Below are 23,648 nucleotides of genomic sequence, written 5' to 3'. Positions count from 1 at the left end.
AGGGACGCGGGCCTATCGCTCTTGTGGCTTGGGCTGCCAAACGTAATCACGCCGTCATCCGGCGGCCACCGGGATTGGGAAAGCTCCCGGTTCTCTTCCCCTTGTTGAAAGAGATCCATAGGATCCGCATAAGCATTGGACTGCCATGGCCGCCTCGCCTTCCCTCCAACGCACGCCCCTGTTCGATGCGGCGCGGGAGGCGGGTGGACGGATGGTCCCCTTTGCCGGCTGGGAAATGGCCGTGCAATTCAGCGGCCTGATCGACGAGCACCAAGCCGTACGCAGCAAATGCGGCCTCTTTGACATCTCCCACATGGGTGTCCTGCGGCTGCGGGGAGCCAACGTCAAGGACGCCATGCAGGGCCTGGTGCCCAGCGACCTCTTTCGGATCGGTCCCGGCGAGGCCTGCTACTCCGTCCTGCTCAATGCCGAAGGGGGGATCCGGGACGACCTGATCATTTACGACCGGGGCTGGCTGGAGAGCAAGCAAGTCCATGAGCTGGTGCTGGTGATCAACGCCGCCTGCGCCGAGAGCGACACGGCCTGGATGCGCAGCCAACTGGAACCCGCAGGGATCGAACTGATCGATCTGAAAGGGTCCGGCACGCTCCTGGCCCTCCAAGGACCAGAGGCCGCGCAACACCTGGAGGAGCTGGCCGGCTGCTCCCTGGCTGGCCTGCCGCGCTTTGGCCACCGCGAGCTGACGCTCCCTGAGATCGGCGAGGCCTTCGTCGGACGGACCGGTTACACCGGAGAGGACGGTTTTGAGCTGCTGCTCTCCGCCGAGGCAGGACAACGCTTCTGGAGAACCTGCCTGGAGCGCGGCGTCAAACCCTGCGGCCTCGGCGCCCGCGACACCCTGCGGCTGGAGGCGGGCATGCATCTCTATGGCAGCGACATGGATGCCAGCACCTCCCCGCTGGAGGCCAGCCTGGGCTGGCTGGTGCATCTGGAGATGCCCAAGGACTTCATCGGCCGCGAGGTCCTCGAGCAGCAAACCGCCACTGGGCTCAAACGACGCCTCGTCGGGCTGAAGCTTCAGGGCCGTGCCATCCCCCGCCATGGCTACCCAGTCCTCCAGGACGGGCAGGTGGTCGGAACCATCACCAGCGGCACCTGGTCCCCCAGCCTTCAAGCCGGGATCGCCCTGGCCAGCGTGGCCACCGGCGCCGCCAAGCTCGGAACCGGACTGGCCGTCGAGATTCGGGGCAAAGCCGAAGCTGCAGAGGTGGTCAAACGCCCCTTCTACCGGCGCTGAGCCCACTCCAAGTGGGACAATCGCCGATCACCCACTTGTTTCCACATGCGCAGCCACGGATGCGGCGACCTGCGTCAGAGCGCCACCGGCCAGGCTGTGCAGCTGTGCGGCTGGGTGGACCGCAGCCGTGATCACGGCGGGGTCATCTTCATTGATCTGCGCGATCGCAGCGGAACCATTCAGATCACGGTTGACCCTGACAACGGCGCCGAGATGTTCGCCGTGGCGGAACACCTGCGCAACGAGACGGTGATCCAGGTGGAGGGCAAGGTGCGCGAGCGCCCCGCCGATGCGATCAACGACAAGCTCTCCACCGGTCAAATCGAGGTGCTGGCCAGCTCCATCACCGTCTTGAACAGCGTCAAGGGCAACCTGCCCTTCCCGGTCTCGGTGCACGACGAGGAGAACACCCGCGAGGAGCTGCGGCTGCGCCACCGCTACCTGGACCTGCGCCGCGGGCGCATGAACAGCAACCTGAGGTTGCGGGCCCAGACCATCCAGGCGGCTCGCCGCTTCCTCGAAGAGCAGGGCTTCATCGAAGTGGAGACCCCGGTCCTGACCCGCTCCACCCCCGAAGGCGCCCGCGATTACATCCTCCCCAGCCGGGTCTGCGGCGGCGAGTGGTTTGCCTTGCCCCAATCCCCCCAGTTGTTCAAGCAGTTGCTGATGGTGGGCGGCATCGAGCGCTATTACCAGGTGGCGCGCTGCTTCCGCGACGAGGACCTGCGGGCCGATCGCCAGCCGGAATTCACCCAGCTGGACATGGAGATGAGCTTCATGGATCAAGAGCAGATCCTGGAGCTCAACGAATCCCTAATTGCCGCCATCTGGAAGAGCGTTAAAGGCATCGACCTGCCCCGCCCCTTCCCACGGCTGACCTGGCATGACGCCATGGAGCGCTACGGCACCGATCGCCCAGACACCCGCTACGGCATGGAGCTGGTGAACGTCAGCGATCTTGTCGCTGACATGGGCTTCAAGGTCTTCAGCGGCGCCGTCGCCTCCGGCGGCTCGGTCAAATGCATCGCCGTCCCTGGCGGCAATGACGCCGTCTCCAATGTGCGCATCAAGCCCGGCGGTGATGTCTTCAGCGAAGCCCAAAAGGCAGGGGCTGGCGGCCTGGCCTTCATCCGCGTGCGCGAAGGCGGCGAGATCGACACGATCGGCGCCATCAAGGACAACCTCAGCGACGAGAAGAAAGCCGAACTGCTCCAGCGCACGGGCGCCGAGCCCGGCACCTTGATCCTCTTTGGTGCTGGCGACACCGCCACGGTCAACAAAGCACTGGACCGCGTTCGCCAGTACCTCGCCCGGGAACTGGGCATGGTCAAGACCGACGGCGAGAACGACAGCTGGAACTTCCTCTGGGTGGTGGATTTCCCGATGTTCGAGTTCAACGCTGACGAGAACCGCTACGAGGCGCTGCACCACCCCTTCTGCGCCCCGAATACCGAGGACCTAGGCACAGAGCCCAGCCAGTGGGCCACGACCCTGCCCGGGGCCCGCGCCCAGGCCTACGACCTGGTGCTCAACGGCCTGGAGCTCGGCGGCGGCTCCCTGCGCATCCATGATTCGGCGCTGCAGCGCCAGGTCCTGGAAACCGTGGGCCTGCCCCTGGAGGAAGCCAATGCCCAGTTCGGCTTCCTGATGGAGGCTCTCGACATGGGCGCGCCGCCGCACGGCGGCCTGGCCTTCGGCCTGGACCGGATGGTGATGCTGCTGGCGGGCGAGGAGTCGATCCGCGACACCATTGCTTTCCCCAAGACCCAGCAGGCGCGCTGTTTGATGACCAACGCCCCCGGCGGCGTGGCCGAGAAGCAGCTCGAGGAGCTGCATGTGGCCAGCACCTGGGTGGACGAAGAGGACTGATCCTTCAGATCACAACCCGAACAGAAATAGGGGCTTTCCTGGATAGTGCCGGTTGAGACCCGAGGGTGTGTAGTGGCGTCTGCCATCGGTCTGTGGCCAAAGGTCCTCCCCGTCCACCTTCACGCTCCAGCGGTAAACGCTCCAGTACCGACCTGGTGCGCCTGTACTTACAGGACATCGGTCGCGTTGACCTGCTCAGCCATGAGGAGGAACTCACCCTTGCCCGCCTCGTCCAGCGCCGAGAACGGCTGCTGCGGGAACGCCGAACCCTCGCCAAGCAATCGAAGGAACTCCAGGCCCTAGTGGACCTGGAGGACAACCGTCAGCAACTGGCCTCGCACCTCGGACACGCGCCAAGCTTCCACCTCTGGGCCGACCACCTTCAACGCGACTGCAGCGAATTGCGCGAGGCGCTTCGCGTCGGTCAGCAGGCGTGGGCGAGCTTGTCAGGTCTCAACATCACCGACCTCAAGCAGGCCCTCCACCAAGGTCGCCGCGCCCGTGATCGCATGATCCAGGCGAACCTGCGGCTCGTGGTCGCCGTGGCCAAGAAGTACCAGCAACGGGGCATGGAGCTGCTGGATCTGGTCCAAGAGGGCACCCTCGGTCTCGAGCGGGCAGTGGAGAAATACGACCCCACCCGTGGCTTCCGCTTCAGCACCTACTCCTACTGGTGGATCCGCCAGGGCATCACCCGTGCGATCGCCACCCAAAGCCGAACAATCCGACTGCCGGTTCACGTCACCGAAAAGCTCAATAGAATCAAGAAAGCCCAGCGGAAGATCGCCAGCGAGCACGGACGGATCGCCTCCATCAGTGATCTCGCCAAGGAGTTGGGGTTAAGCGAGGAGGTGATTCGCCTCACCCTGATGCGGGTACCGCGCTCCGTCTCCCTCGACACCCGGGTGGGCCGCGATCAGGACACCGAATTGGGGGAACTGCTTGAGGACGGCCATGCCACGCCGGAACAAGCCCTGACCAAGACCCAACTCCACGACGACCTTGAGGCACTTCTCGATGAACTCAGCGGCCGCGAAGCCGAGGTGATTCGCCTGCGCTTCGGCCTGGAGAACGACACCCCTCAAACCCTCTCCCAGATCGGCGAAGACCTGCATCTCTCCCGCGAGCGGGTCCGGCAGATCGAAACCCGCGCCCTGCTCAAGCTGCGGCAACCGCAACGCCGCTGCCGCGTTCACGACTACTTGCTGAACATCGACGGAGACACCGCTCCCAGCAGCTAAAAATCCAGCTATCACTCGGGCAGAAGCGCGCACGAGAGATGGCCAGCTCCATGCCCAGGATTGACATCGGCATCCCCGAAGCCCAGCGTCAGGAGATCGCCCAAGGCCTCAGCCGCCTACTGGCAGACACCTACGTCCTCTACGGCAATACCCACGGCTTCCACTGGAACGTCACCGGGCCGATGTTCAACACGCTCCACCTGATGTTCATGGACCAGTACACGGAGCTCTGGACCGCCCTGGACGTCATCGCTGAACGCATCCGTGCCCTGGGGGTCGTCGCTCCCCATGGCGGCACGGCCCTCGGCCAACTGGCCTCCGTTGCCGAAGCGCCGCAACAGCCCCCCGCCCTGGAGATGATCCAGCTGCTGGTCAGTGGCCATGAGTCCGTGGCCAGGACTGCCCGCAGCATCTTCCCGCTGGCCGATGCCGCCAGCGATGAACCCACCGCCGATCTGCTCACCCAACGGCTTCAGATTCACGAAAAAACCGCCTGGATGCTGCGCAGCCTTCTGGATCAATAGGCCTGAGCGGCGAGGGCCCCTAGATCCGGCCGGTACATTGAAGGGTCGCTTCAGGAGCCATGGCCAAATTCGTCTTCGTGACCGGTGGCGTGGTGTCCAGCATCGGCAAAGGGATCGTGGCCGCCAGCTTGGGGCGCCTGCTCAAGAGCCGCGGCTACAGCGTGTCGATCCTGAAGCTCGACCCGTACTTAAACGTGGACCCGGGCACGATGAGCCCGTTCCAGCACGGTGAGGTCTTCGTCACTGAAGACGGCGCCGAGACCGACCTCGACCTGGGGCACTACGAGCGCTTCACCGACACCGCCATGTCGCGCCTGAACAGCGTGACCACCGGATCGATCTATCAATCGGTGATCAACAAGGAGCGCCGCGGCGACTACAACGGCGGCACCGTGCAGGTGATTCCCCACATCACCGGTGAAATTCGCGAGCGCATTCACCGCGTCGCCGCCAACAGCGGCGCCGATGTCGTGATCACCGAGATCGGGGGCACCGTTGGCGACATCGAATCGCTGCCCTTCCTGGAAGCCATCCGCGAATTCCGCGGCGATGTGGGCCGCAACGACACGGCCTATGTCCACGTCACCCTGCTGCCCTACATCGGCACCTCCGGTGAACTCAAGACCAAGCCCACCCAGCACTCGGTGAAGGAGCTGCGCTCCATCGGCATCCAGCCCGACGTGCTGGTCTGCCGCAGCGACCGCGAGATCAACGAGGACCTCAAGGGCAAGATCGGCGGCTTCTGCGGGGTCCCCACCCGAGCCGTCATCCCCGCCCTCGATGCCGACAGCATCTACGCCGTTCCCATCACCCTCGAGCAGGAGGGGCTCTGCCGCGAGGTCCTCGATCTCCTCGGGCTGACGGACCACGAGTCCGACATGCAGCGTTGGGAGCAGATGGTCACCAAGCTGCGCAACCCCGGCCGTGCCGTGAAGGTGGCCCTGGTGGGCAAGTACGTGCAGCTCAACGACGCCTACCTCTCGGTGGTGGAGGCCCTCCGCCATGCCTGCATCGACCGCGATGCGGCCCTGGACCTGCATTGGATCTGCGCCGAACAAATCGAAGAGCAAGGACCGGATGTGCTGCTGCGCGGCATGGATGCCGTGGTCGTCCCCGGGGGCTTTGGCAACCGCGGCGTTGATGGCAAGGTGGCGGCCATCCGCTGGGCCCGGGAGCAACGGGTCCCCTTCCTGGGCCTCTGCCTGGGCATGCAGTGCGCCGTGATCGAGTGGGCGCGCAACCAGGCCGGCCTGACCGGTGCCACCAGCGCTGAACTGAAGGCGGACACTCCCCACCCGGTCATTCACCTGCTGCCCGAACAACAGGATGTGGTGGACCTCGGCGGGACAATGCGCCTGGGCGTCTACCCCTGCCGGGTTGCCCCCGGCACCCTGGCCCACCGCCTCTACGGCGATGAGGTGGTCTACGAGCGCCACCGCCACCGCTACGAGTTCAACAACGCCTACCGGAACCTCTTCCTGGAGTCGGGCTACGAGATCAGCGGCACCTCCCCCGATGGGCGCCTGGTGGAACTGATTGAGCTGAAGAACCACCCCTTCTTCACCGCCTGCCAGTACCACCCGGAATTCCTCTCCCGTCCCGGCCAGCCACACCCGCTCTTCCGCGGCCTGATCGAGGCAGCCCAACAGCGCCTTCCCTCCAGCCCCAGTGAAGCGATTGCCCAAGGGGCGAACATCCCCGGCGCATGAGTGAACAGGAGCCAGTGGGCTCCAGCGACCTACCCGTCGTGGAGACCTTTCACTCCCTGCAGGGGGAGGGGATCCATGCTGGACGGAGCGCGTTTTTTATCCGCCTGGGGGGCTGCACGGTGGGGTGCAGCTGGTGCGATACCAAGCACTCCTGGCCCGCCCAGGTGCACCCGCAGCAGAGTCCCGAAGCCCTCGCTGAGGCGACGGCTCAGGCAGCCAACGCTGGGGCCTCCTTCGTCGTGATCACCGGCGGAGAACCGCTGCACCACAACCTGGATGCCCTCTGCGCTGCCATCCGCCAACGGTGCTCGCTCCCCATTCACCTGGAAACCAGCGGAGTGGATCCCCTCAGCGGAGCACCCGATTGGATCAGCCTCTCGCCCAAGCGCCACCAACCACCCCGGGCCGAGCTGTTGCAGAGCTGCCATGAACTCAAGGTGGTCGTGCACGAACCCGCCGACCTGCTGTTTGCGGAGGTGAGTGCCAGCCAGGCCCCCCAGGCGACTTGGCTGCTGCAACCGGGCTGGGACTGCCGCGAAGGTCAGGCCCTGGCGCTGGAGTTTGTGCAAGCCCAGCCCCGCTGGCGCCTGAGCCTGCAATCCCACAAGTGGCTCGGGGTGCGCTGAGGCGAGTGGGCATCATGGAGACGGTGCCCTCCACCGAAGCCTTGCCCACCGCCATCGCCCTGCTCTCCGGCGGGCTGGATTCCGCCACCGCCGCCGCCCTCGCCCAAGCGGAGGGCTACCGCGTCATCGGTCTCTCCTTCGACTACGGCCAGCGCCACCGGCGCGAACTCCAAGCCGCCGCTGCTGTGGCCGAAGCCATCGGCCTGGCCGAGCACCACAGCATCAGCGTCAACCTGGCCGCCTGGGGTGGATCAGCCCTGACGGACACCGCCATGGAGGTTCCCAACGAGGGGGTGCAGGAAGGGGTGATCCCCAGCACCTATGTGCCTGGGCGGAACACAGTGTTCATCGCCATCGGCCTCAGCCTGGCGGAAGCCCGTGGGGCTGAACGGCTCGTGCTGGGGGTCAATGCCGTCGACTACTCCGGCTACCCCGACTGCCGGCCGGATTACCTCGGCGCCTTTCAAACCCTGGCGGACCTGGCCAGCAAGGCGGGGCGAGAGGGCCATGGCACCCAGCTCTGGGCGCCCCTGGTGGAGTGGAGCAAAACCAAGATCGTCGAGGAGGCCCTGCGCTTAGGGGTCCCGATTGAGCAGACCTGGAGTTGCTACAGCGGCGGCGAGCAGCCCTGCGGCGTCTGCGACAGCTGCCGCATTCGCGATGCGGCCCTGGTCGAGGCCGGGCGCCCCGATCTCACGAGCCCCTGAGTGATGGGCACAGCTCCACTGCCGAGCCAGCACCCGCTCCCCTGGATCGAACCCGGTGACCTTGCCCGCCACCTCGCCGCACGCTTCGGCCCGGAAGGGCTGATCTGGCTCGACGGAGACGGCAGCAACCTGGGGCGCTGGGCCAGCTTGGCCGCTGATCCGCTGGAGCAGATTGTCTGCCGCGGCCTGCCAGAGGAAGCCGGCAGCAGCAATCCCTTTGCTGCGCTGCGACAACTGGCGGAGGGGCACTGGTGCGGCTGGCTGAGCTACGAAGCCGCCGCCTGGGTGGAACCCGCGGCGCACTGGAAGGCCGATGCGATGGCGACCCTCTGGATCGCCCGCCACGATCCGATCTTTCGATTCGACCTGCAGGAGCGACGGCTCTGGCTGGAAGGGCTCGACCCCTCTCGCCTGGAAGCCATGGCTGGCTGGGCAGCAGGCCTGCCCGCCAGCAAGCCAGACCCTGCAGCGGCAGCCGCCATCTCCGACTGGCGATGGCATAGCAGCCTTGAGCAGTTCAGCCAAGGGGTCCAGCAGATCCGCGAGCGCATCGCCAGCGGGGACATCTTTCAGGCCAACCTCACCGCCTGCTGCTCAAGCCAGCTGAACGCTCCGGCTGAACCCTTGGCGCTGTTTGAACGGTTGCGAAGGCGCTGCCCCGCACCCTTTGCCGGCCTGGTGGTCGCCCCCGGAGAAGCGGTGATCTCGGCCTCCCCGGAACGCTTCCTGCAGGTCAGTCCCAGCGGCAAGGTCGAAACCCGGCCGATCAAAGGCACCCGGCCGCGGATGGGGGATCCCGAGCAGGATGCCGATCAGGCGGCGGAGTTGGTCTGCAGCAGCAAGGACCGGGCCGAGAACGTGATGATTGTCGATCTGCTGCGCAACGATCTGGGCCGGGTCTGCCACAGCGGCTCGATTCAGGTGCCGCAATTGGTGGGCCTGGAGAGTTACGCGCAGGTCCACCACCTCACCTCTGTTGTCACCGGGCAGCTGCGAGCGGAGACCAGCTGGGTGGACCTACTGGAGGCCTGCTGGCCAGGGGGCTCGATCACCGGGGCACCCAAGCTGCGCGCCTGCCAGCGCATCGCCGAACTGGAACCCGTAGCCCGGGGGCCCTATTGCGGCTCCTTGCTCAGGCGAGATTGGGATGGCAGCTTCGACAGCAGCATCCTGATCCGCACCGTGCTGCAACACGGCACCACCCTGCGCTGCCATGCGGGCTGCGGCATCGTGGCCGACTCCGATCCCCAAGCCGAGGCTGAGGAACTGGGCTGGAAGCTGAACCCGCTGCTGGAGGCCCTGGGATGACGGGACGCAGCCTGGCTTGGGTCGATGGACTCTGGGGCGAACCCAACGCGCTCCAGCTCCCCCTCAGCGACCGCGGCCTCTTGCTCGCGGATGGGTTGTTTGAAACGGTGCTCGTGCTGGATGGACGCGCCCGGTTGCTGGAGCCCCACCTCGAGCGCTGGCGCCACAGTGCGGCACTGCTGGGCCTACCCGAGCCGCCCCAGACGGCCGTGGTCCAACCGCTGGTGGAGGAAGCGATTGTGCGTTGCGACCTGCCCGATGGCCATGGCGCCCTGCGGCTGAACTGGAGTGGGGGCAGTGGCGGCCGCGGTCTGGATCGACCTGAAGTCCTGGAGCCTCGCTTCTGGCTGCAGCTCAGTGCCACCCCCCCCCAGTTTTCTCCGCTGCGGGCGATCGTCAGTCGCCATGAACGGCGCAATGGCTCCAGCCGCCTGAGCCATTGCAAGACCTTTGCCTACGGACAGGGAATCCAGGCCCGCCGTGAGGCCCAAGCGGCAGGAGCTGATGACGCCCTACTGCTGAGCACAAGCGGTGAGCTCTGCTGCGGAACCGCCGCCAACCTGCTGGTGCAGCGCCAGGGGCAATGGCTGACGCCAGCGCTCAGCAGCGGCTGCCTGCCGGGGGTCATGCGGGGGCAACTGCTGAAACGCGGCATCGCGCAGGAGGCTCGGCTCGAGGCCCAACCCCAAGCCGGCGACCGCTGGCTCCTGATCAACAGCCTGAGCTGCAGGCCGATCAAGAGCGTGGATGGAGAGGCTCTCCCCCACTCAACCCTGGAGGAGGTCAGAGCACTCTTTGATCCACTTCTGATGGACTGAGATCAGACACTGAGGAAGCGATTGACCACGTCCTGGCTCAACTCACGAGTGGGGCCGCTGGCAACGATCCCCCCCCGTTGCATCGCGTAGTAGCGGTCCGCCTGGCGCACGAAGTGCAGGTGCTGCTCCACGAGCAGCACCCCAATGCCGGTCTCGGCAATGATCCGGCGCACCGCGGACTCGATGTCCTGCACGATGTTGGGCTGAATCCCCTCGGTGGGCTCATCCAAGAGCAACAACTTGGGCTGACCCAAGAGCGCCCGGGCGATCGCCAGCTGCTGCTGTTGACCGCCGCTCAAGTCCCCGCCCTTACGGGGAAGGAACTCCCGCAGGATCGGAAAGAGCTCGTAGACGAAGGGATCAATGCGGCGATGGCGAGCCAACCCGCCGGGGAGAGCCTCCATCCCGAGCATCAGGTTCTCCTCCACGGTCAGTTGCGGAATGATCTCCCGCCCCTGCGGCACATAGCCCAAGCCGGCGCGAGCCCGTTGATAGGGCGCCTGGCGATCGAGGACGACGCCGTTGAACGCGATCGTGCCCTGACGCGCGCGAAGCAGACCGATCAGTGACTTCAGCAGGGTGGTCTTACCAACCCCGTTGCGGCCAATCAGGCAGACCATCTCCCCGGCATTCACGGTGAGATCGACATCTCGCAGGATGTGACTCTCGCCGTAATAGGTGTTCAGACCGCGGATCTCCAGCAGGGCGGTCATGGGTGTTCCTCCTCTGATGTTCCGAGATAAACCTCAATCACCCGGGGATCGGCCTGGACCTGATCCATCGTTCCCTCGCAGAGGACATGGCCCTGGTGCAGCACGGTCACGGGACTCTCCAGGCGGCGGATGAACTCCATGTCGTGCTCAATCACCAGCACGGTGTGATCACCGGCCAGGGACTTGAGCAAGTCAGCCGTGAGGTCGGTCTCCTCATCCGTCAGACCAGCCACCGGTTCATCCACCAGCAGAAGATCGGGGTCTTGGCCCACCAACATCGCGATCTCCAGCCATTGCTTCTGACCATGGGAGAGGGCTCCGGCCTCCCAGTCGGCGCGGCTCTGGAGATTGACGATGCCCATCAGGTGATGCACTCGGTCGCGCTCCTCCCCGCCAAGGCCACCGAAGAGCAGGGGCCAGGGCTGCTTGGGCCGGCTCACCGCCAGGGCCAAGTTCTCCTGAACGCTGAGCTTCTCAAAGACGCGGGGGCTCTGGAACTTGCGGCCAATCCCCAGACGGGCAATGCGGTGCTCCGCCCGGCCCACCAAGGAGCGTCCTTTGAACACCACGTCCCCTTCGGTGGGAGCGGTCTTACCGCTGATCACATCCAAAAAGGTGGTCTTCCCTGCCCCATTGGGGCCGATGACCGCCCGCAGCTCCCCGGACTGGAGGCTGAGGTTGAGATCACGCAGGGCCAGAAATCCGTCAAAGCTGACGGTGATCTGGCGCAGTTCAAGCAAGGGCGCACTCATGGCTGAACCTCCTCTTGTCCTTCCAGTTCCAGTTGCGGATAGGTCCCAATCCGCCGGGCAATGCCAAAGCGCGTGAGCAGGTTGCGGGGCCCATCACCGCGCCACCAACCGATCACGCCCTCCGGCAAGGCCGTGACCACCAGGATGAACAGACCGCCTTGGATGAACAGCCAGCTCTGGGGCAAGGCTTCACTGACCAGGCTCTTGGCGTAGTTGATCGCAACGGCGCCAAGGATGGCCCCAACCAAGGTGCCGCGGCCGCCAACCGCAACCCAAATGACCATCTCGATCGAGAAGGGAACGGTCATGTATTGGGGCGAAACGATCCCCGACTGCACCGTGTACAGCGCACCACCGATGCCGGCCAGGCCACCGGCAATCGCGAAGACGATCGTCTTGAACAGGGTGGGATTGAAACCCGCGAACCGCAGCCGCGGCTCGTCATCGCGAATGGCGATCAGCACATCGCCGAAGCGACCGCGAACCACCCAACGCACAAACCCCCAGGCGGCGATCACCATCAGAGCGGTGAACCAGAAGAAGCCGCGCTGCATCTCCGGCGAGCCCACCATCTGACCAAACAACTGGGTCACGTCGGTCTTGAGACCGTTCGTGCCGTTGATCAGTTTCTGCTGGCCGTTGAAGAAGTTGAAAAAGACCAGGAGGGCAGCCTGGGTCAGGATCGAGAAGTAGACCCCCTTGATGCGATTGCGGAACACCAGGTTGCCGAGCACAGCAGCCAGGACTGCCGGGATCAACCAGATCGCCACCAGGGTGAACAGGGGCGAATGGAAGGGCAGCCAAAACGCCGGGAGCTGCTTCACGCCATAGAGACCGAAGAACTCCGGGATGCCATTGGGGAAATCGGCGGAGCTATTGAGCTGCAGGTACATCGCCGCGGCGTAGCCCCCCAAGGCGAAGAAGATGCCCTGCCCCAGGCTGAGCAAGCCGGTAAAGCCCCAGATCAGATCGATCCCAAGGGCCACGATCGCGAGCGAGAGGAAACGGCCCAGCAGGTTGAGACGAAACACCGGCAGGACCGCTGGTGCCGCGACAATCGCGGCAATGATCACCACCCAAAGCAGGAGCTTGGGCCAGCGGGACTGATGAAGCTGAAAACGTTGGAACATCTGCTCAGGCCTCCACCATGCGTCCCTTCTGCGGGAAGAGGCCCGCAGGACGGAATTGCAAGAACAGAACGATCAGGGCGAAGACCATCACCTGCGCCATGCTCGTCGTGGCGAAGAACTTCACCGTCGCGGCCAGCGGCGGCGGCATCGCTGGCCAGAGCGTCAGCAGGCGACCGGCGCCGATTAGATCCGTGAGCCATCCAATGGCGAACGACGCCAACACGGCGCCAAAGAGATTGCCCACACCGCCGAGCACAACAACCATGAAGCAACCGACGATGTAAGAGCCGCCGACGTTTGGGCCCACCGAACCCAAGAGCGAGACCGCCACACCGGCAATCCCGGCCAATCCAGAGCCGATGCCGAAGGTCAAGACGTCGACCGTATCCGTCGGGATACCCAGGCAGTCACTCATGGACCGGTTCTGGGTGACTGCTCGAATGCGCGTCCCCCAGACACTGCGGTTGAGGAACAGGGTGACGCCGAGGACCGAGACGACCGTCATCACGATGATCACCAACCGGGGCACCGGCAGGGTGAGATCGGCCCACTCCAAGCCACCGCGCATCCATTGCGGCGCAGTCACATCGACATTGCGAGAGGTGGCGCGGGCAATCCGCGAGATCTGGGAGGCCAATCCCCCCGCCAAAAGCACCCCAGCCAAGGCCGAGGTCGCCCAGCAACCAGCACGCACGAACCGAGCCCGCGGGCCCTCGAGCCAGGGGGCGGGCATGAGTAACGGCAAGCTGAAGCCCACCACCAGGGCAAGCACCACACCCGCCGCCGTCGCCAGGGGAACACTGCGCACGAACTGCTGGAGGATCAGGCTCACCCCCCAGGTCGCCAGCAAGGTCTCGAGGGGATTGCCGTAGAGGCGGCGAATCACCGTGCGCTCCAACAGGATGCCAACGACGCCGCTCACCACGAAGGCCAACGGAATTGCCACCAAGACGTAGAGGTTGTAAACGGGTTCAAAGGCCGGCAGCTTGAAAATCAGCTGCACGACGTAGGTCGTGTAGGCGCCGAGCATGATCAGCTCGCCATGGGCGAGGTTGATCACCCCCATCAAGCCGAACACAATCGCCAGTCCAAGGGCGGCCATCAGCAACACCGAGCCGATGGCCACTCCGTTGAAGAGGCTTTCAAACAGCAGTTGCACGGAAATCCGAAGCAGGCAAGCAGGGGAGAAAGCAGAAAAAGAGGAGTCCCCGGAAGGACTCCTCCATCAGTCAGAGCAGCTGGAGAGAGCGATCAGAGCTTGTAGCGCTCACCCTTCTTGGCATCCGTCCAGTCGCAGGCGTAGCCCTTGGAGCTGGGCTCGTACTGGTTCCAGGCCTGGGGTGCCACAGGACCGTTGGTGGACTGGAGGATCTTGAACTGACCGTCCTTGGTGATCTCACCGATGCGCACGGTCTGGGACAGGTGATGGTTGGGCATCACCTTGACCTTGCCCTGGGGTGCATCGAATTCAATGCCGATCAGGGCTTCGCGCACCTTGTCATCATCGAAGCTGTTGGCCTTCTCAACAGCGGCCTTCCAGAGGTAGACCATGTTGTAAGCCGACTCCTGCGGGTCAGCGACCATGCGATCACTGCCGTACTTCTTCTTGAAGTCAGCGGCGAACTTCTTCGATGCCGGAGTGTCGATCGACATCATGTAGTTCCAGGCGCCGTAATGGCCCTCCAGGAACTCAGGTCCAATAGTGCTGATCTCTTCTTCCGCGATGGAGTAGCTCATCACGTAGTAGCCATTGGCCGGAGTCAGACCGGCGTCCTGGATCTGCTTGAAGAAGGCAACATTCTGGTCACCATTCAGGGTGTTGATGATCACACCACCGTTGGGCATCGCCTTCTTGATCTTGGCGATGATTGGAGCGACTTCGGTGTTACCCAGGGGCAGGTAGTCCTCACCAACGACCTTGCCACCCAGCGACTTGAGCTGCTGCTTGGTGATGGTGTTGGAGGTGCGGGGGAAGACGTAATCGGATCCCACCAGGAAGAAGGGCTTGCCGGCGGCAGGCGACTTCTTGAACATGAATTCGGTCGCGGGCTCCGACTGCTGGTTTGGAGTAGCGCCGGTGTAGAAGATGTTCTTGGAACACTCCTGACCCTCGTACTGAATCGGGTAGTAGAGGAAAGCGTCCTTCGACTCGTAAACGGGCAGCATCGCCTTGCGGCTGGCGGACGTCCAACCACCGAAGACCACAGGCACCTTGTCCTGATCGATCAGCTTCTTGGACTTCTCAGCAAAGGTCGGCCAATCGGAAGCGCCGTCTTCAACGATGTAGTCAATCTTGTATTTCTTGCCATCAACGGTGACACCACCGGCGGCATTGATCTCATCAATGGCCATCTTCTCGGTATCCACCAGAGTGGATTCAGAGATCGCCATCGTGCCGGTCAGGGAGTGAAGAATCCCGACCTTGACCGTGTCGTCGTACTGAACATTGGAGGCAGAGTCACCACCGCCACAGGCCACCAAACTCAGAGAAGTAGCCAGAGCAGTTGCACCGGTCAGCAGACGCAACGAAGACTTGCGCATCAAAGGAGATGCCATAACTTTGATTCGATGAAGGCGGCCGCCGTCGTTCAGCGGTGGGAGGAATGTATTGATCTAGGCAGGCAACTCCAGGTAGCAAGAAGCACCAAATCAGCAATTGCGAGACTGATCAGACTTGCACCAATTCATCAGAGGAGAAGACGTCCATTCCGCCGTAGCAATGGCAACCAATCAGCGACTACTTCGGTAGCTGTTGCAACAAGAACTCCTCGACCTGCTCCAGGCCCTCCCCGCTATGGAGGTTGGTGAAACACCAGCTGCGGCCCGGGCGCATCCGCTCGGTGTCGCGCTCCATGACCTCAAGGCTGGCTCCCACCATCGGGGCCAAATCGATCTTGTTGATCACCAGCAGGTCGGATCGGGTGATGCCAGGACCGCCCTTACGTGGAATCTTGTCTCCGGCTGCCACATCAATGACATAGATGCAGAGATCCACCAGCTCAGGGCTGAAGCTCGCTGCCAAGTTGTCACCGCCGCTCTCGACCAACACCAGATCGAGATTCGGATAGGCATCCTCCAGATCCGCGACCGCAGCCCGGTTGATCGAGCAGTCCTCCCGAATGGCGGTGTGGGGACACCCTCCGGTTTCCACGCCGCGAATGCGCCCGGGCTCCAACGCTCCAGCACGGGTCAGGAATTGGGCGTCCTCCTGGGTATAGATGTCGTTGGTCACAACCGCCAGCTCAAAGCGATCGCGCAGGCGCAGGCAGAGGGCCTCCACAAGGGCGGTCTTCCCAGAGCCCACCGGTCCCGCTACACCAACCCGCAAACGACTGGTCGTCATCGCCTCAGCCCCTAGCACCATTGAAGTTGAGCATGGTGATTGGCTCAGCTGCGGAACAGGCGGGAGTAGAGCTCCGCGTGAAACAACTGGGCCATCCCCGCGCCCACCGCACCATTCCACTGCTGCTTCGGGTCCTTCGCCGCCAGCTCCTGCCCCCGCTTGGCGAGGAGCGGAGCGAGCTTCAACTGCAACCGCTGGGCCTGGGTCGGGCCTAACGGCACCAAGCGAACCGCCGCACTGAGCTGGTTCGCAACCCAGGAGTAGAGGTAGGCCTCCTCTACCTCAGGGGAGTCCAACTCCATGGCCGCGCAGGCCCAGGCATAGGCCGCCGGCCAGGCCAATGGCTCACCGGCGCAAGGCAAGGGCCAGCCCAGATCGGCCAGCAGCTGCAACAGCGAACGGCCCATCTGACGTTGCTGAGCCCGCAGCTCCGCCGATTCCCGCTGCACCAGCAACCAGCGATCGAGGCTGCGCAGCTCCTGTTCCGCCTCCGGCGCTCCATCCCTCCAGCCGCGCAGAAGAGCCATCAAGGGCGCGAGCGCAGCGGCCTCAATCGCCACCCCACCACGCAGCACCTCAGCGGTGAGCCAATCCTCCATCGACTGCTCCGAGGTGAGCTGACCGGCCTGAACCAGCACCTCCAGACCCTCGGAATAACTGAAGGCCCCCACCGGCAAAGCAGGACTGACCAGTTGATAGAGCCGAAGCCGACTAACCATGGGAGTGGGCATGGGGAACGCCCTCGTAGGCACCGGCCTCGGGCTGAAAGGGCGCATCGAGACACTCCACCTGCAGCTGCCGTTGACGTAGGAGCTTCGCCAGCACGCTGTCCTGCAACAGGACCAAGCGATCGGGGTGCAGCTCCATCGCCACATGGCGATTCCCCAGGTGATAAGCCGCCTGCAGCAGGGCCAAAGGCTCGGTGCTGCGAACCTGCATCACCGCCTCCGGCGCAGCCTCGACCTGCACCTGCCATTGGCCGTCGTTGCTCAACAAACGATCCCCGGGCTTGAGGGCCGCGCCCCGAGGAAGCTGCAGCACCAAATCCCGTCCGCAGCGGCTGCGGCGATGCCCCCGCAGGCTGGTGCGCTCATCCGCCGTGAGGGGCAACTGCAGAGCCGAGGCCTCGGACTCCAGCAGCACGCCCTGGGGGTAACGCTCCACCAAAACAATGGCTGAACCGTGCTCCACCTGATGCGATCCGAAGGCCATCACCCTGACGAGACATCGCACCAGACCTTTGTGCCGGTTGCTACCAAAGCGGGCGCGACGGGGCCGGAGTATGCGCCCATGGCTGAATCTCAATCCGCTTGGAGGGGTCGGCTGGACCTCCAGTTCGAGAGGCGGGGCTCAGCGGACAGCCAACGCACCATTCATCAAGGCCAGGCCAGCTCCCCGCTCAAATTGCAGCGGGCGCAATGGCAGAGCAGTGGCCATTGCGAGCTGCCGATCCTGCACACCGCCGGCGGACTCGTAGGCGGGGACGAACTGCAGATCACGGCCCAGCTCTCAGCCAAGAGCCAAGCCCTGCTGACCAGCGTCGCGGCCCAGAAGGTCTACGGAAGCGTGGGACGCTCCCGTCAACAACCGCAGGGGATCTGGTCTCGGCAAGCCCTGCAGTTCGACCTCAAGGGTGGCAGTCAACTGGAATGGCTCCCGCAGGAGCTGGTGCTTTACGCCAATGGCCTCTTCGAGCAAACCTGCCGCGTCGAGCTGGAACCCGGTGCCAGCTTTCTGGGCGCGGAGATCGTGCGGCTGGGACGAACGGCAGCAGGCGAAGACCTCGAGCAGGGCTGTTGGCGCTCTGCCCTCGAGATCCACCGCAACGGAGCCAACGGCGGGCGCTGGGAATTGGTGGACCGCCTCGAGCTCAAGGATGCAGCGCTAACCGGTGAGCACGGCATGGCCGCTCAGCCGGTCTTCGGCTCCCTGGCCTGGGTTGCGGGGGAAGTGCTGAGCCCATCAGCGCTCGAGAACTTGCTCCAAAGCTGCCGTGAGCAGCGAGCCGGCCTGGAGGGAACCATGGCCTGCGGCGCCCTCGAGCAGGGACTGGTGGCCCGCTACCGCGGCCCCTCCAGCCAGGCCGCCCGGTTCTGGTTTTGCCGGATTTGGGCCCTGATCCGCTCGTTCCAAGGACAAGCCGCGCCAGAGCCGCCGCGGGTCTGGCCATTCCAGGAGAGCCCCCTTGGAACACGTGCCTGACTGTTCAGTCTGAACAGAGGACAGCCCATCCCGGAACCAGAGTCATGTCAGGCTTCTGCCCCGCCATGCATCTGACCCCTCAGGAGAAGGACAAGCTCCTGATCGTCACCGCGGCCCTCCTGGCCGAACGCCGGTTGAACCGCGGTCTCAAGCTCAACCATCCCGAAGCGGTGGCCTGGCTGAGTTTTCTCGTGCTCGAAGGAGCTCGGGACGGGAGAACCGTGGCTGAGCTGATGGCCGAGGGGACCACCTGGCTGAGCCGCGATCAGGTGATGGAGGGGATCCCTGAGCTGGTCCATGAAGTCCAGATTGAGGCGGTGTTTCCCGATGGCACCAAGCTCGTGACCCTGCACGACCCCATTCGCTGATCGGCCATGGCTGGATTGATTCCCGGGGAACTGATCCCTGAACCTGGCGAGCTGGAACTCAACAGCGGCCGCCCCGTCACCACGGTGCTGGTAGCCAACACGGGGGATCGGCCCGTGCAGGTGGGTTCGCACTTCCACTTCTTTGAGGCCAACGCCGCCCTGCACTTCGACCGCGAGGCCACCCGGGGGCAACGGCTCGACATTCCTGCCGGCACAGCGATCCGCTTTGAACCCGGCGACAGCCGCGAAGTGCAACTGGTTCCTTTTGCCGGATCGCGGCGCGTTTTTGGCTTCAACGGCCTGATCAACGGCCCCCTCGACTGACTGACACCCCATGCCCTACCGGATTTCCCGCCGTCAGTACGCCGAGACCTACGGCCCCACCACCGGCGATCGCCTGCGCCTGGCGGACACCGAACTCATCCTCGAGGTGGAGCGGGACCTGACCGTCTACGGCGATGAGGTGAAGTTCGGCGGCGGAAAGGTCATCCGCGACGGCATGGGCCAAGCCCAGACCACCCGCGCCGATGGAGCCGTCGACACCGTCATCACCAACGCCCTGATTCTTGATTGGTGGGGGATCGTCAAAGCGGACATCGGCATCCGCGATGGCCGCATCTGCGGCATCGGCAAGGCGGGCAACCCTGACACCCAGGCCGGGGTCGACATCGTCGTGGGCCCAGGCACCGAAGCGATTGCTGGGGAGGGCCACATCCTCACAGCGGGCTCGATCGACACCCACATTCACTTCATCTGCCCCCAGCAGATCGAAACGGCACTCGCCAGTGGGGTGACAACACTGCTCGGCGGCGGAACAGGACCGGCCACGGGAACCAACGCCACCACCTGCACTCCAGGGGCCTTTCATATCGGCCGGATGCTGCAAGCGGCCGAGGGTCTGCCGGTCAACCTGGGATTCTTCGGCAAAGGCAATGCCTCCACCCCCGAGGCGATTGAAGAGCAGGTCCACGCCGGCGCTTGCGGGCTCAAGCTTCACGAGGACTGGGGAACCACCCCAGCCGCCATCGACTGCTGTTTAAGCGTTGCCGATCGCTTGGATGTGCAGGTCTGCATCCACAGCGACACGCTCAACGAGGCGGGGTTTGTCGAAGACACGATCCGGGCCATCGGCGGACGCACGATCCACACCTTCCACACCGAGGGGGCTGGAGGCGGTCATGCCCCGGACATCATCAAGATCTGCGGCGAAGCCAACGTCCTGCCCAGCAGCACGAATCCGACAAGGCCCTACACCCGCAACACGCTCGAGGAACACCTCGACATGCTGATGGTGTGCCACCACCTCGATCCCAAGATCCCAGAGGATGTGGCCTTCGCCGAGTCACGCATCCGGCGGGAGACCATTGCCGCCGAAGACATCCTTCACGACCTTGGTGCCTTCTCGATCATCGCCAGCGACTCCCAGGCCATGGGCCGCGTGGGGGAGGTGATCACCCGCACCTTCCAGACCGCCCACAAGATGAAGGTGCAGCGGGGCGCGCTGCCGGAGGACAGCAGCCGCAACGACAACACCCGCCTCAAGCGCTACATCGCCAAAACCACGATCAATCCAGCGATCGCCCATGGCCTCGATCAACAGGTCGGTTCCGTTGAGGTGGGCAAGCTGGCGGATCTCGTGCTCTGGAAGCCGGGCTTCTTTGGGGTGAAACCGGAGCTGGTCATCAAGGGTGGCTCGATCGTCTGGGCGCAGATGGGCGACGCCAACGCCTCAATCCCCACGCCCGGCCCCGTGCACGGCCGGCCCATGTTCGCGGCCTTCGGGAAAGCGCTGGCCCCCAGTTGCCTGACCTTCGTGAGCCAAGCAGCTCTCGATGCCGATCTACCGCGGAAACTGGGACTGGAGCGCGCCTGTGTCCCGGTCCTGAATACGCGCAGTGGCATCAGCAAGGCGGCGATGAAAAACAACACCGCCCTACCGAAGGTGGAGGTCGACCCCCAGACCTATGAGGTGTTTGCCAACGGCGAATTGCTCAGCTGCGAACCCGCCGAGGTGCTGCCGATGGCGCAGCGCTACTTCCTGCTCTGAGCAAAGAAGAGTTAGTTACAGCCCTGCACGGAGATTCGATAGGTGAAGCCCGTGGCCGCCTGATCACGACTGGCCCCAATCTTGAAGTTCACCTGGTTCACCGTTTTGCCAGGAACGGCCTGAATGTCCCACTGACGCCCGGACCCCAGATTGGGGGCATAGGACTCGTTCACCACCTGGAGATTCGAGCCATCGGTGAACTTCAGAAAAGCCTGGATTGGATAGGTGGCACTGACTGAGGAGTTGGCGGTGAAGAACAGCTTGTAGCGGCGGTAGGGCTGATTCACGAAGAAGTCGGTGTTCCAGTTCGGACGACTGAAGGGCAAGGGGCTGCCGAGGCTGATGGTCTTGGTGACGACGTTGCTCTGGCCATTGCCTCCCACAGGGGTAAGGAACTGACAGGAAGCCAGAGCAGGGGCAGACGCCATCAGGGCACCACCACTGATCAAGGCGGTGAGCCCGGCACGCAAGAAAGCCGACATCAAAAGACAACGGTCGCTGGTTTCGCTTTAGCCAGAGCCAACCAGGATGGGAAGCGAAATACTGAGTCAGGGCGATGAGCGGCCTCACACGCAGCCTCGGCCTGCGCAGCTTGACCCTGGCGGTGGTCAGCGGAACCATCGGCTCGGGCTGGCTCTTTGCTCCCTTCTATGCCGCCCGCAGTGCCGGGGCCGCCAGCTTGATCGCTTGGGTCCTCGGCGGGGTTCTGGCCTTTGGCTTGGCCATGGTGTTTGCCGAACTGGGAGCCCTTGTCCCCAGTTCAGGCGCCCTGGCGCAAATCCCGATGCTCAGCCATGGCCGCCTCGCGGGCTTCATCGGCGGCTGGTGCGCCTGGATCGCCTACCTGGCCCTGCCCACCATCGAGGTGCTGGCCATGATCCAGTACCTGGCCAGCGACCTTCCGTGGCTCACCCTCGATGGCGGCCAAGGCCAGGTGCTCAGTCCCTTGGGGATGGGCTGCGCCGCCGTGCTCTTGGTGTTGATGACCTGGGTCAACCTGTCTGGGGTGCAAACCCTGGCTCGCTGGATCGACACGCTGACCGGCTGGAAGTTGGTGGTCCCCCTACTGATCTCCGCCGCCCTGATGCTGAGTGCCGCCGACTGGAGCAATTTGCTGGTGAGTGTCGGGCCTCCCAACCAGGGGGAGAGCTGGCTGCCTGGAGTCGTTCAGGCCATCAGCGGCGGCGGCATCCTCTTCAGCCTGCTCGGGTTTCGCACAGCCATGGATTTGGCGGGGGAGGCGAGAGATCCCCAACGCACCGTCCCGCTGGCGATGGGCCTGGGCCTGGGCCTCTCCATTGCCATCTATCTGTTGCTGCAACTGGCGTTCTTGGTGGCCGTCCCCCACGGCAGCCTGAACGGGGGCTGGGGGGCTCTGCAACTCAGCGCCCACGGTGGACCACTCGTCGCGATCGCCATGGGACTCGGGCTGAGCTGGGTGGTGGGTTTACTGCTGAGTGACGCGGTGATCTCCCCAGGAGCCACCGCCATGACCTACTTGGGACTGTCAGGCCGGGTCGCCTGGATGATGGGCAACCTTGGCCTGTTGCCCAAGCGACTGGAGCACCTAAACCGGCAAGCCGTTCCCAGCACGGCTCTGGTCCTGAGCCTGGTGATTGGAATCGTGATGCTGCTGCTTGGACCCAGCTGGCAGCAGGTCGTGAGCTTTCTCACCGCCTGCTTGGTGATTGCCCTCGCCGTTGGTCCCGTCAGCCTGCTGGCCCTGCGCCATCAGCTGCCTACGGCCCAGCGCGCTTTTGCTCTGCCTTGGGCCGCGGTCATCTGCCCACTCACTTTCATGATCTCCAGCTGCGCCGTCCTGTGGTGCGGACGCAGCGCGGTTGAAGGAGCGATGGCCCTGGTCCTCGTTCCAGCCCTGATCTTTGCCGGGATCAACCACTGGAAGGGCCAACGGGTCGATGGAGCCCATGGCAGGTGGTGGTTTGGCTACTTGCTCGGATTGCTGCTGCTCGCCGAGGTGAGCGGTCCTGATCGCCTAGTCCCGGGAGGCGAACTGACCCAGATCATCCTCGCCAGCGCGTTCTCGCTAGCCATGTTCCCTATCGCTGTGGGAGCCCGGCTGCAGCAGGCCTCCAGCGAAGCCAAGGTGCAGATCAACTAATCGAGGGCCAAGACGCCAAGGGCTGCGTGAACTCCAGGCCCAGCACCCCCAAATCGTCCAAATGCGCAGCGACTTGAGACCAACGGACGACGGCCTCGAGCTCCGATCGACCGAGACTCGCTAGGCCTGAACAATCGAGGCTGAGCTCAGCACCAGTCTCGAAAGGCTGGATGGCCTGGACCAACACAGCCGCGCCGCAAGAGCTGAGATCCAAGAGATCAGCAGGCTGCCAAGGCCGATGATCCAGCCCAGGTGCGGCGGTGAACCTGCGTAGGGGAAGGGTGACTGCAAGCACCGCAGGGAAGCGCTTTTCTCGTCGGTGCTCAGCCAGTGGCTCTGACACGGAACCCAGCCCTCTGCCTGATTCTTCAAACGCAAGCTATTCAGCGCGAGAGGCAATACCTCAGCCAAAAACAACCCAAGGGATGACGAGTTCCTGACACTGAACGCAACCGGGGATCAGAGGTGATCCATCCCAGCGCGCTCCGCTCTAGGCATATGGACCTACAAAAACCAAGAATTCAGCCGCAATCAGGGGCGATCCCGAAGAAAAAATGAAGAGCCCTTCCGATTGTGTTCTGAAGGCTCAAGTTTGATTGCGTGGGGAAACGAACACAGAGTCCGAGCCCATTCGCAGGCCTTAGAAATCACTCAATCAGCAGTCGGATTCATGGGCAACCATCTGCATCTCGTCGGACTCACCGGTGACGGCTGCCGCATCGCCCGTGATGGGGGCGGTGGCTACGTCGTGAACCACAACGACAGCGACGGAAGCTGGGAGCGCGTGGCCAACCTGCCCGCGGCCTATGCCGTCTGCGAACGCTTCAGCCAGCGGGATGCGCTCGGACTACCGAATTGGCGCGCTGAGGCTTAAGCCAATTCGCGCGGATCTGAGTAGCGTTAGTCCCATC

Annotated in this window: 25 protein-coding genes; 15 read left to right on the top strand and 10 right to left on the bottom strand. The window is 64.1% G+C overall.

The annotated features are described in order from the left end of the window. The first annotated feature begins 145 nt into the window (after positions 1 to 145). From gcvT to MY494_RS09020, 9 genes are all read left to right on the top strand, one after another. A complete protein-coding gene (gene gcvT, locus MY494_RS09060) occupies positions 146 to 1,258 on the top strand; it encodes a glycine cleavage system aminomethyltransferase GcvT (protein WP_247909927.1) in 1,113 nt (370 codons plus the stop codon). A gap of 45 nt (positions 1,259 to 1,303) precedes the next feature. Next, positions 1,304 to 3,127 (top strand): aspartate--tRNA ligase, encoded by a 1,824-nt coding sequence (gene aspS / locus MY494_RS09055; RefSeq protein ID WP_247909926.1) that lies wholly within the window; start codon positions 1,304 to 1,306, stop codon positions 3,125 to 3,127. 92 nt (positions 3,128 to 3,219) lie between these two features. After that, complete coding sequence (locus tag MY494_RS09050) at positions 3,220 to 4,368, top strand: RNA polymerase sigma factor, RpoD/SigA family (RefSeq protein WP_247909925.1); 1,149 nt, start codon at positions 3,220 to 3,222, stop codon at positions 4,366 to 4,368. Positions 4,369 to 4,406: 38 nt separating this feature from the next. Continuing rightward, the gene (locus MY494_RS09045; protein WP_247909924.1) at positions 4,407 to 4,892 is read left to right on the top strand and encodes a Dps family protein; all 486 of its coding nucleotides are present in this window, start codon (positions 4,407 to 4,409) and stop codon (positions 4,890 to 4,892) included. Positions 4,893 to 4,951: 59 nt separating this feature from the next. Then, complete coding sequence (locus tag MY494_RS09040; RefSeq protein WP_247909923.1) at positions 4,952 to 6,601, top strand: CTP synthase; 1,650 nt, start codon at positions 4,952 to 4,954, stop codon at positions 6,599 to 6,601. Next, positions 6,598 to 7,227, top strand: coding sequence for a 7-carboxy-7-deazaguanine synthase QueE (locus tag MY494_RS09035; protein WP_247909922.1), 630 nt, complete (start codon positions 6,598 to 6,600; stop codon positions 7,225 to 7,227). The genes MY494_RS09040 and MY494_RS09035 overlap by 4 nt, the downstream gene beginning before the upstream one ends. A 14-nt stretch (positions 7,228 to 7,241) precedes the next feature. Then, entirely contained in the window at positions 7,242 to 7,934 is a 693-nt protein-coding gene (gene queC, locus MY494_RS09030) for a 7-cyano-7-deazaguanine synthase QueC (protein WP_247909921.1), read from the top strand. Between the two features lie 3 nt (positions 7,935 to 7,937). Further along, a complete protein-coding gene (locus tag MY494_RS09025) occupies positions 7,938 to 9,242 on the top strand; it encodes an anthranilate synthase component I family protein (RefSeq protein ID WP_247909920.1) in 1,305 nt (434 codons plus the stop codon). Then, the gene (locus MY494_RS09020) at positions 9,239 to 10,060 is read left to right on the top strand and encodes an aminotransferase class IV (RefSeq protein WP_247909919.1); all 822 of its coding nucleotides are present in this window, start codon (positions 9,239 to 9,241) and stop codon (positions 10,058 to 10,060) included. The genes MY494_RS09025 and MY494_RS09020 overlap by 4 nt, the downstream gene beginning before the upstream one ends. Positions 10,061 to 10,062: 2 nt before the next feature. Here the strand turns inward: MY494_RS09020 and urtE are convergent, their stop codons facing one another. The 8 genes from urtE to ureE form a co-directional block, all read right to left on the bottom strand. Next, positions 10,063 to 10,773, bottom strand: a complete 711-nt coding sequence (gene urtE / locus MY494_RS09015) for an urea ABC transporter ATP-binding subunit UrtE (protein WP_247909918.1) — start codon at positions 10,771 to 10,773, stop codon at positions 10,063 to 10,065. Further along, positions 10,770 to 11,525: an urea ABC transporter ATP-binding protein UrtD gene (urtD, locus tag MY494_RS09010; RefSeq protein ID WP_247909917.1), complete on the bottom strand. Its 756-nt coding sequence runs from the start codon at positions 11,523 to 11,525 to the stop codon at positions 10,770 to 10,772. Before urtD ends, urtE begins: the two co-directional genes overlap by 4 nt. Further along, positions 11,522 to 12,655, bottom strand: a complete 1,134-nt coding sequence (gene urtC, locus MY494_RS09005; RefSeq protein WP_247909916.1) for an urea ABC transporter permease subunit UrtC — start codon at positions 12,653 to 12,655, stop codon at positions 11,522 to 11,524. Before urtC ends, urtD begins: the two co-directional genes overlap by 4 nt. Before the next feature lie 4 nt (positions 12,656 to 12,659). Continuing rightward, positions 12,660 to 13,814, bottom strand: a complete 1,155-nt coding sequence (locus MY494_RS09000; RefSeq protein ID WP_247909915.1) for a branched-chain amino acid ABC transporter permease — start codon at positions 13,812 to 13,814, stop codon at positions 12,660 to 12,662. Positions 13,815 to 13,906: 92 nt separating this feature from the next. Further along, entirely contained in the window at positions 13,907 to 15,196 is a 1,290-nt protein-coding gene (gene urtA / locus MY494_RS08995) for an urea ABC transporter substrate-binding protein (RefSeq protein WP_247909914.1), read from the bottom strand. A gap of 196 nt (positions 15,197 to 15,392) precedes the next feature. Next, positions 15,393 to 15,998, bottom strand: coding sequence for an urease accessory protein UreG (gene ureG, locus MY494_RS08990; protein WP_247909913.1), 606 nt, complete (start codon positions 15,996 to 15,998; stop codon positions 15,393 to 15,395). 44 nt (positions 15,999 to 16,042) lie between these two features. Next, positions 16,043 to 16,729: an urease accessory protein UreF gene (locus MY494_RS08985; protein WP_247909912.1), complete on the bottom strand. Its 687-nt coding sequence runs from the start codon at positions 16,727 to 16,729 to the stop codon at positions 16,043 to 16,045. Continuing rightward, positions 16,710 to 17,210, bottom strand: a complete 501-nt coding sequence (ureE, locus tag MY494_RS08980) for an urease accessory protein UreE (RefSeq protein WP_247909911.1) — start codon at positions 17,208 to 17,210, stop codon at positions 16,710 to 16,712. Before ureE ends, MY494_RS08985 begins: the two co-directional genes overlap by 20 nt. A 78-nt stretch (positions 17,211 to 17,288) precedes the next feature. Here ureE and MY494_RS08975 point away from each other — a divergent pair, with 78 nt between their 5' ends. The 4 genes from MY494_RS08975 (at position 17,289) to ureC (ending at position 20,615) form a co-directional block, all read left to right on the top strand. After that, positions 17,289 to 18,200 (top strand): urease accessory protein UreD, encoded by a 912-nt coding sequence (locus MY494_RS08975; protein WP_247909910.1) that lies wholly within the window; start codon positions 17,289 to 17,291, stop codon positions 18,198 to 18,200. A gap of 65 nt (positions 18,201 to 18,265) precedes the next feature. Further along, a complete protein-coding gene (locus tag MY494_RS08970) occupies positions 18,266 to 18,568 on the top strand; it encodes an urease subunit gamma (RefSeq protein ID WP_247909909.1) in 303 nt (100 codons plus the stop codon). A gap of 6 nt (positions 18,569 to 18,574) precedes the next feature. Then, positions 18,575 to 18,892, top strand: coding sequence for an urease subunit beta (locus MY494_RS08965; protein WP_247909908.1), 318 nt, complete (start codon positions 18,575 to 18,577; stop codon positions 18,890 to 18,892). Positions 18,893 to 18,902: 10 nt separating this feature from the next. Then, positions 18,903 to 20,615, top strand: a complete 1,713-nt coding sequence (gene ureC / locus MY494_RS08960) for an urease subunit alpha (protein WP_247909907.1) — start codon at positions 18,903 to 18,905, stop codon at positions 20,613 to 20,615. Between the two features lie 11 nt (positions 20,616 to 20,626). Here ureC and MY494_RS08955 read toward each other — a convergent pair whose 3' ends face one another. Continuing rightward, on the bottom strand, positions 20,627 to 21,097 hold the full coding sequence (locus tag MY494_RS08955; protein WP_247909906.1) for a hypothetical protein: 471 nt from the start codon (positions 21,095 to 21,097) through the stop codon (positions 20,627 to 20,629). 74 nt (positions 21,098 to 21,171) lie between these two features. Here MY494_RS08955 and MY494_RS08950 point away from each other — a divergent pair, with 74 nt between their 5' ends. Further along, positions 21,172 to 22,737 (top strand): APC family permease, encoded by a 1,566-nt coding sequence (locus tag MY494_RS08950; RefSeq protein WP_247909905.1) that lies wholly within the window; start codon positions 21,172 to 21,174, stop codon positions 22,735 to 22,737. On the opposite strand, the gene MY494_RS08945 is transcribed toward MY494_RS08950, so the two are convergent. Then, on the bottom strand, positions 22,730 to 23,032 hold the full coding sequence (locus tag MY494_RS08945) for a hypothetical protein (RefSeq protein ID WP_371820717.1): 303 nt from the start codon (positions 23,030 to 23,032) through the stop codon (positions 22,730 to 22,732). The two genes, MY494_RS08950 and MY494_RS08945, sit on opposite strands and share 8 nt — an antisense overlap. Before the next feature lie 375 nt (positions 23,033 to 23,407). Between MY494_RS08945 and MY494_RS08940 the strand changes: the two genes are divergently transcribed. Further along, positions 23,408 to 23,611: a hypothetical protein gene (locus tag MY494_RS08940; RefSeq protein ID WP_247909903.1), complete on the top strand. Its 204-nt coding sequence runs from the start codon at positions 23,408 to 23,410 to the stop codon at positions 23,609 to 23,611. The last annotated feature ends 37 nt before the right edge of the window (positions 23,612 to 23,648 follow it).

This window comes from Synechococcus sp. A10-1-5-1 (genome assembly GCF_023115425.1).
GTDB lineage: Bacteria > Cyanobacteriota > Cyanobacteriia > PCC-6307 > Cyanobiaceae > Vulcanococcus.
The sequence above is the reverse complement of the archived record's forward strand: the minus strand, read 5'-3'. Positions and strand labels throughout refer to the sequence as shown.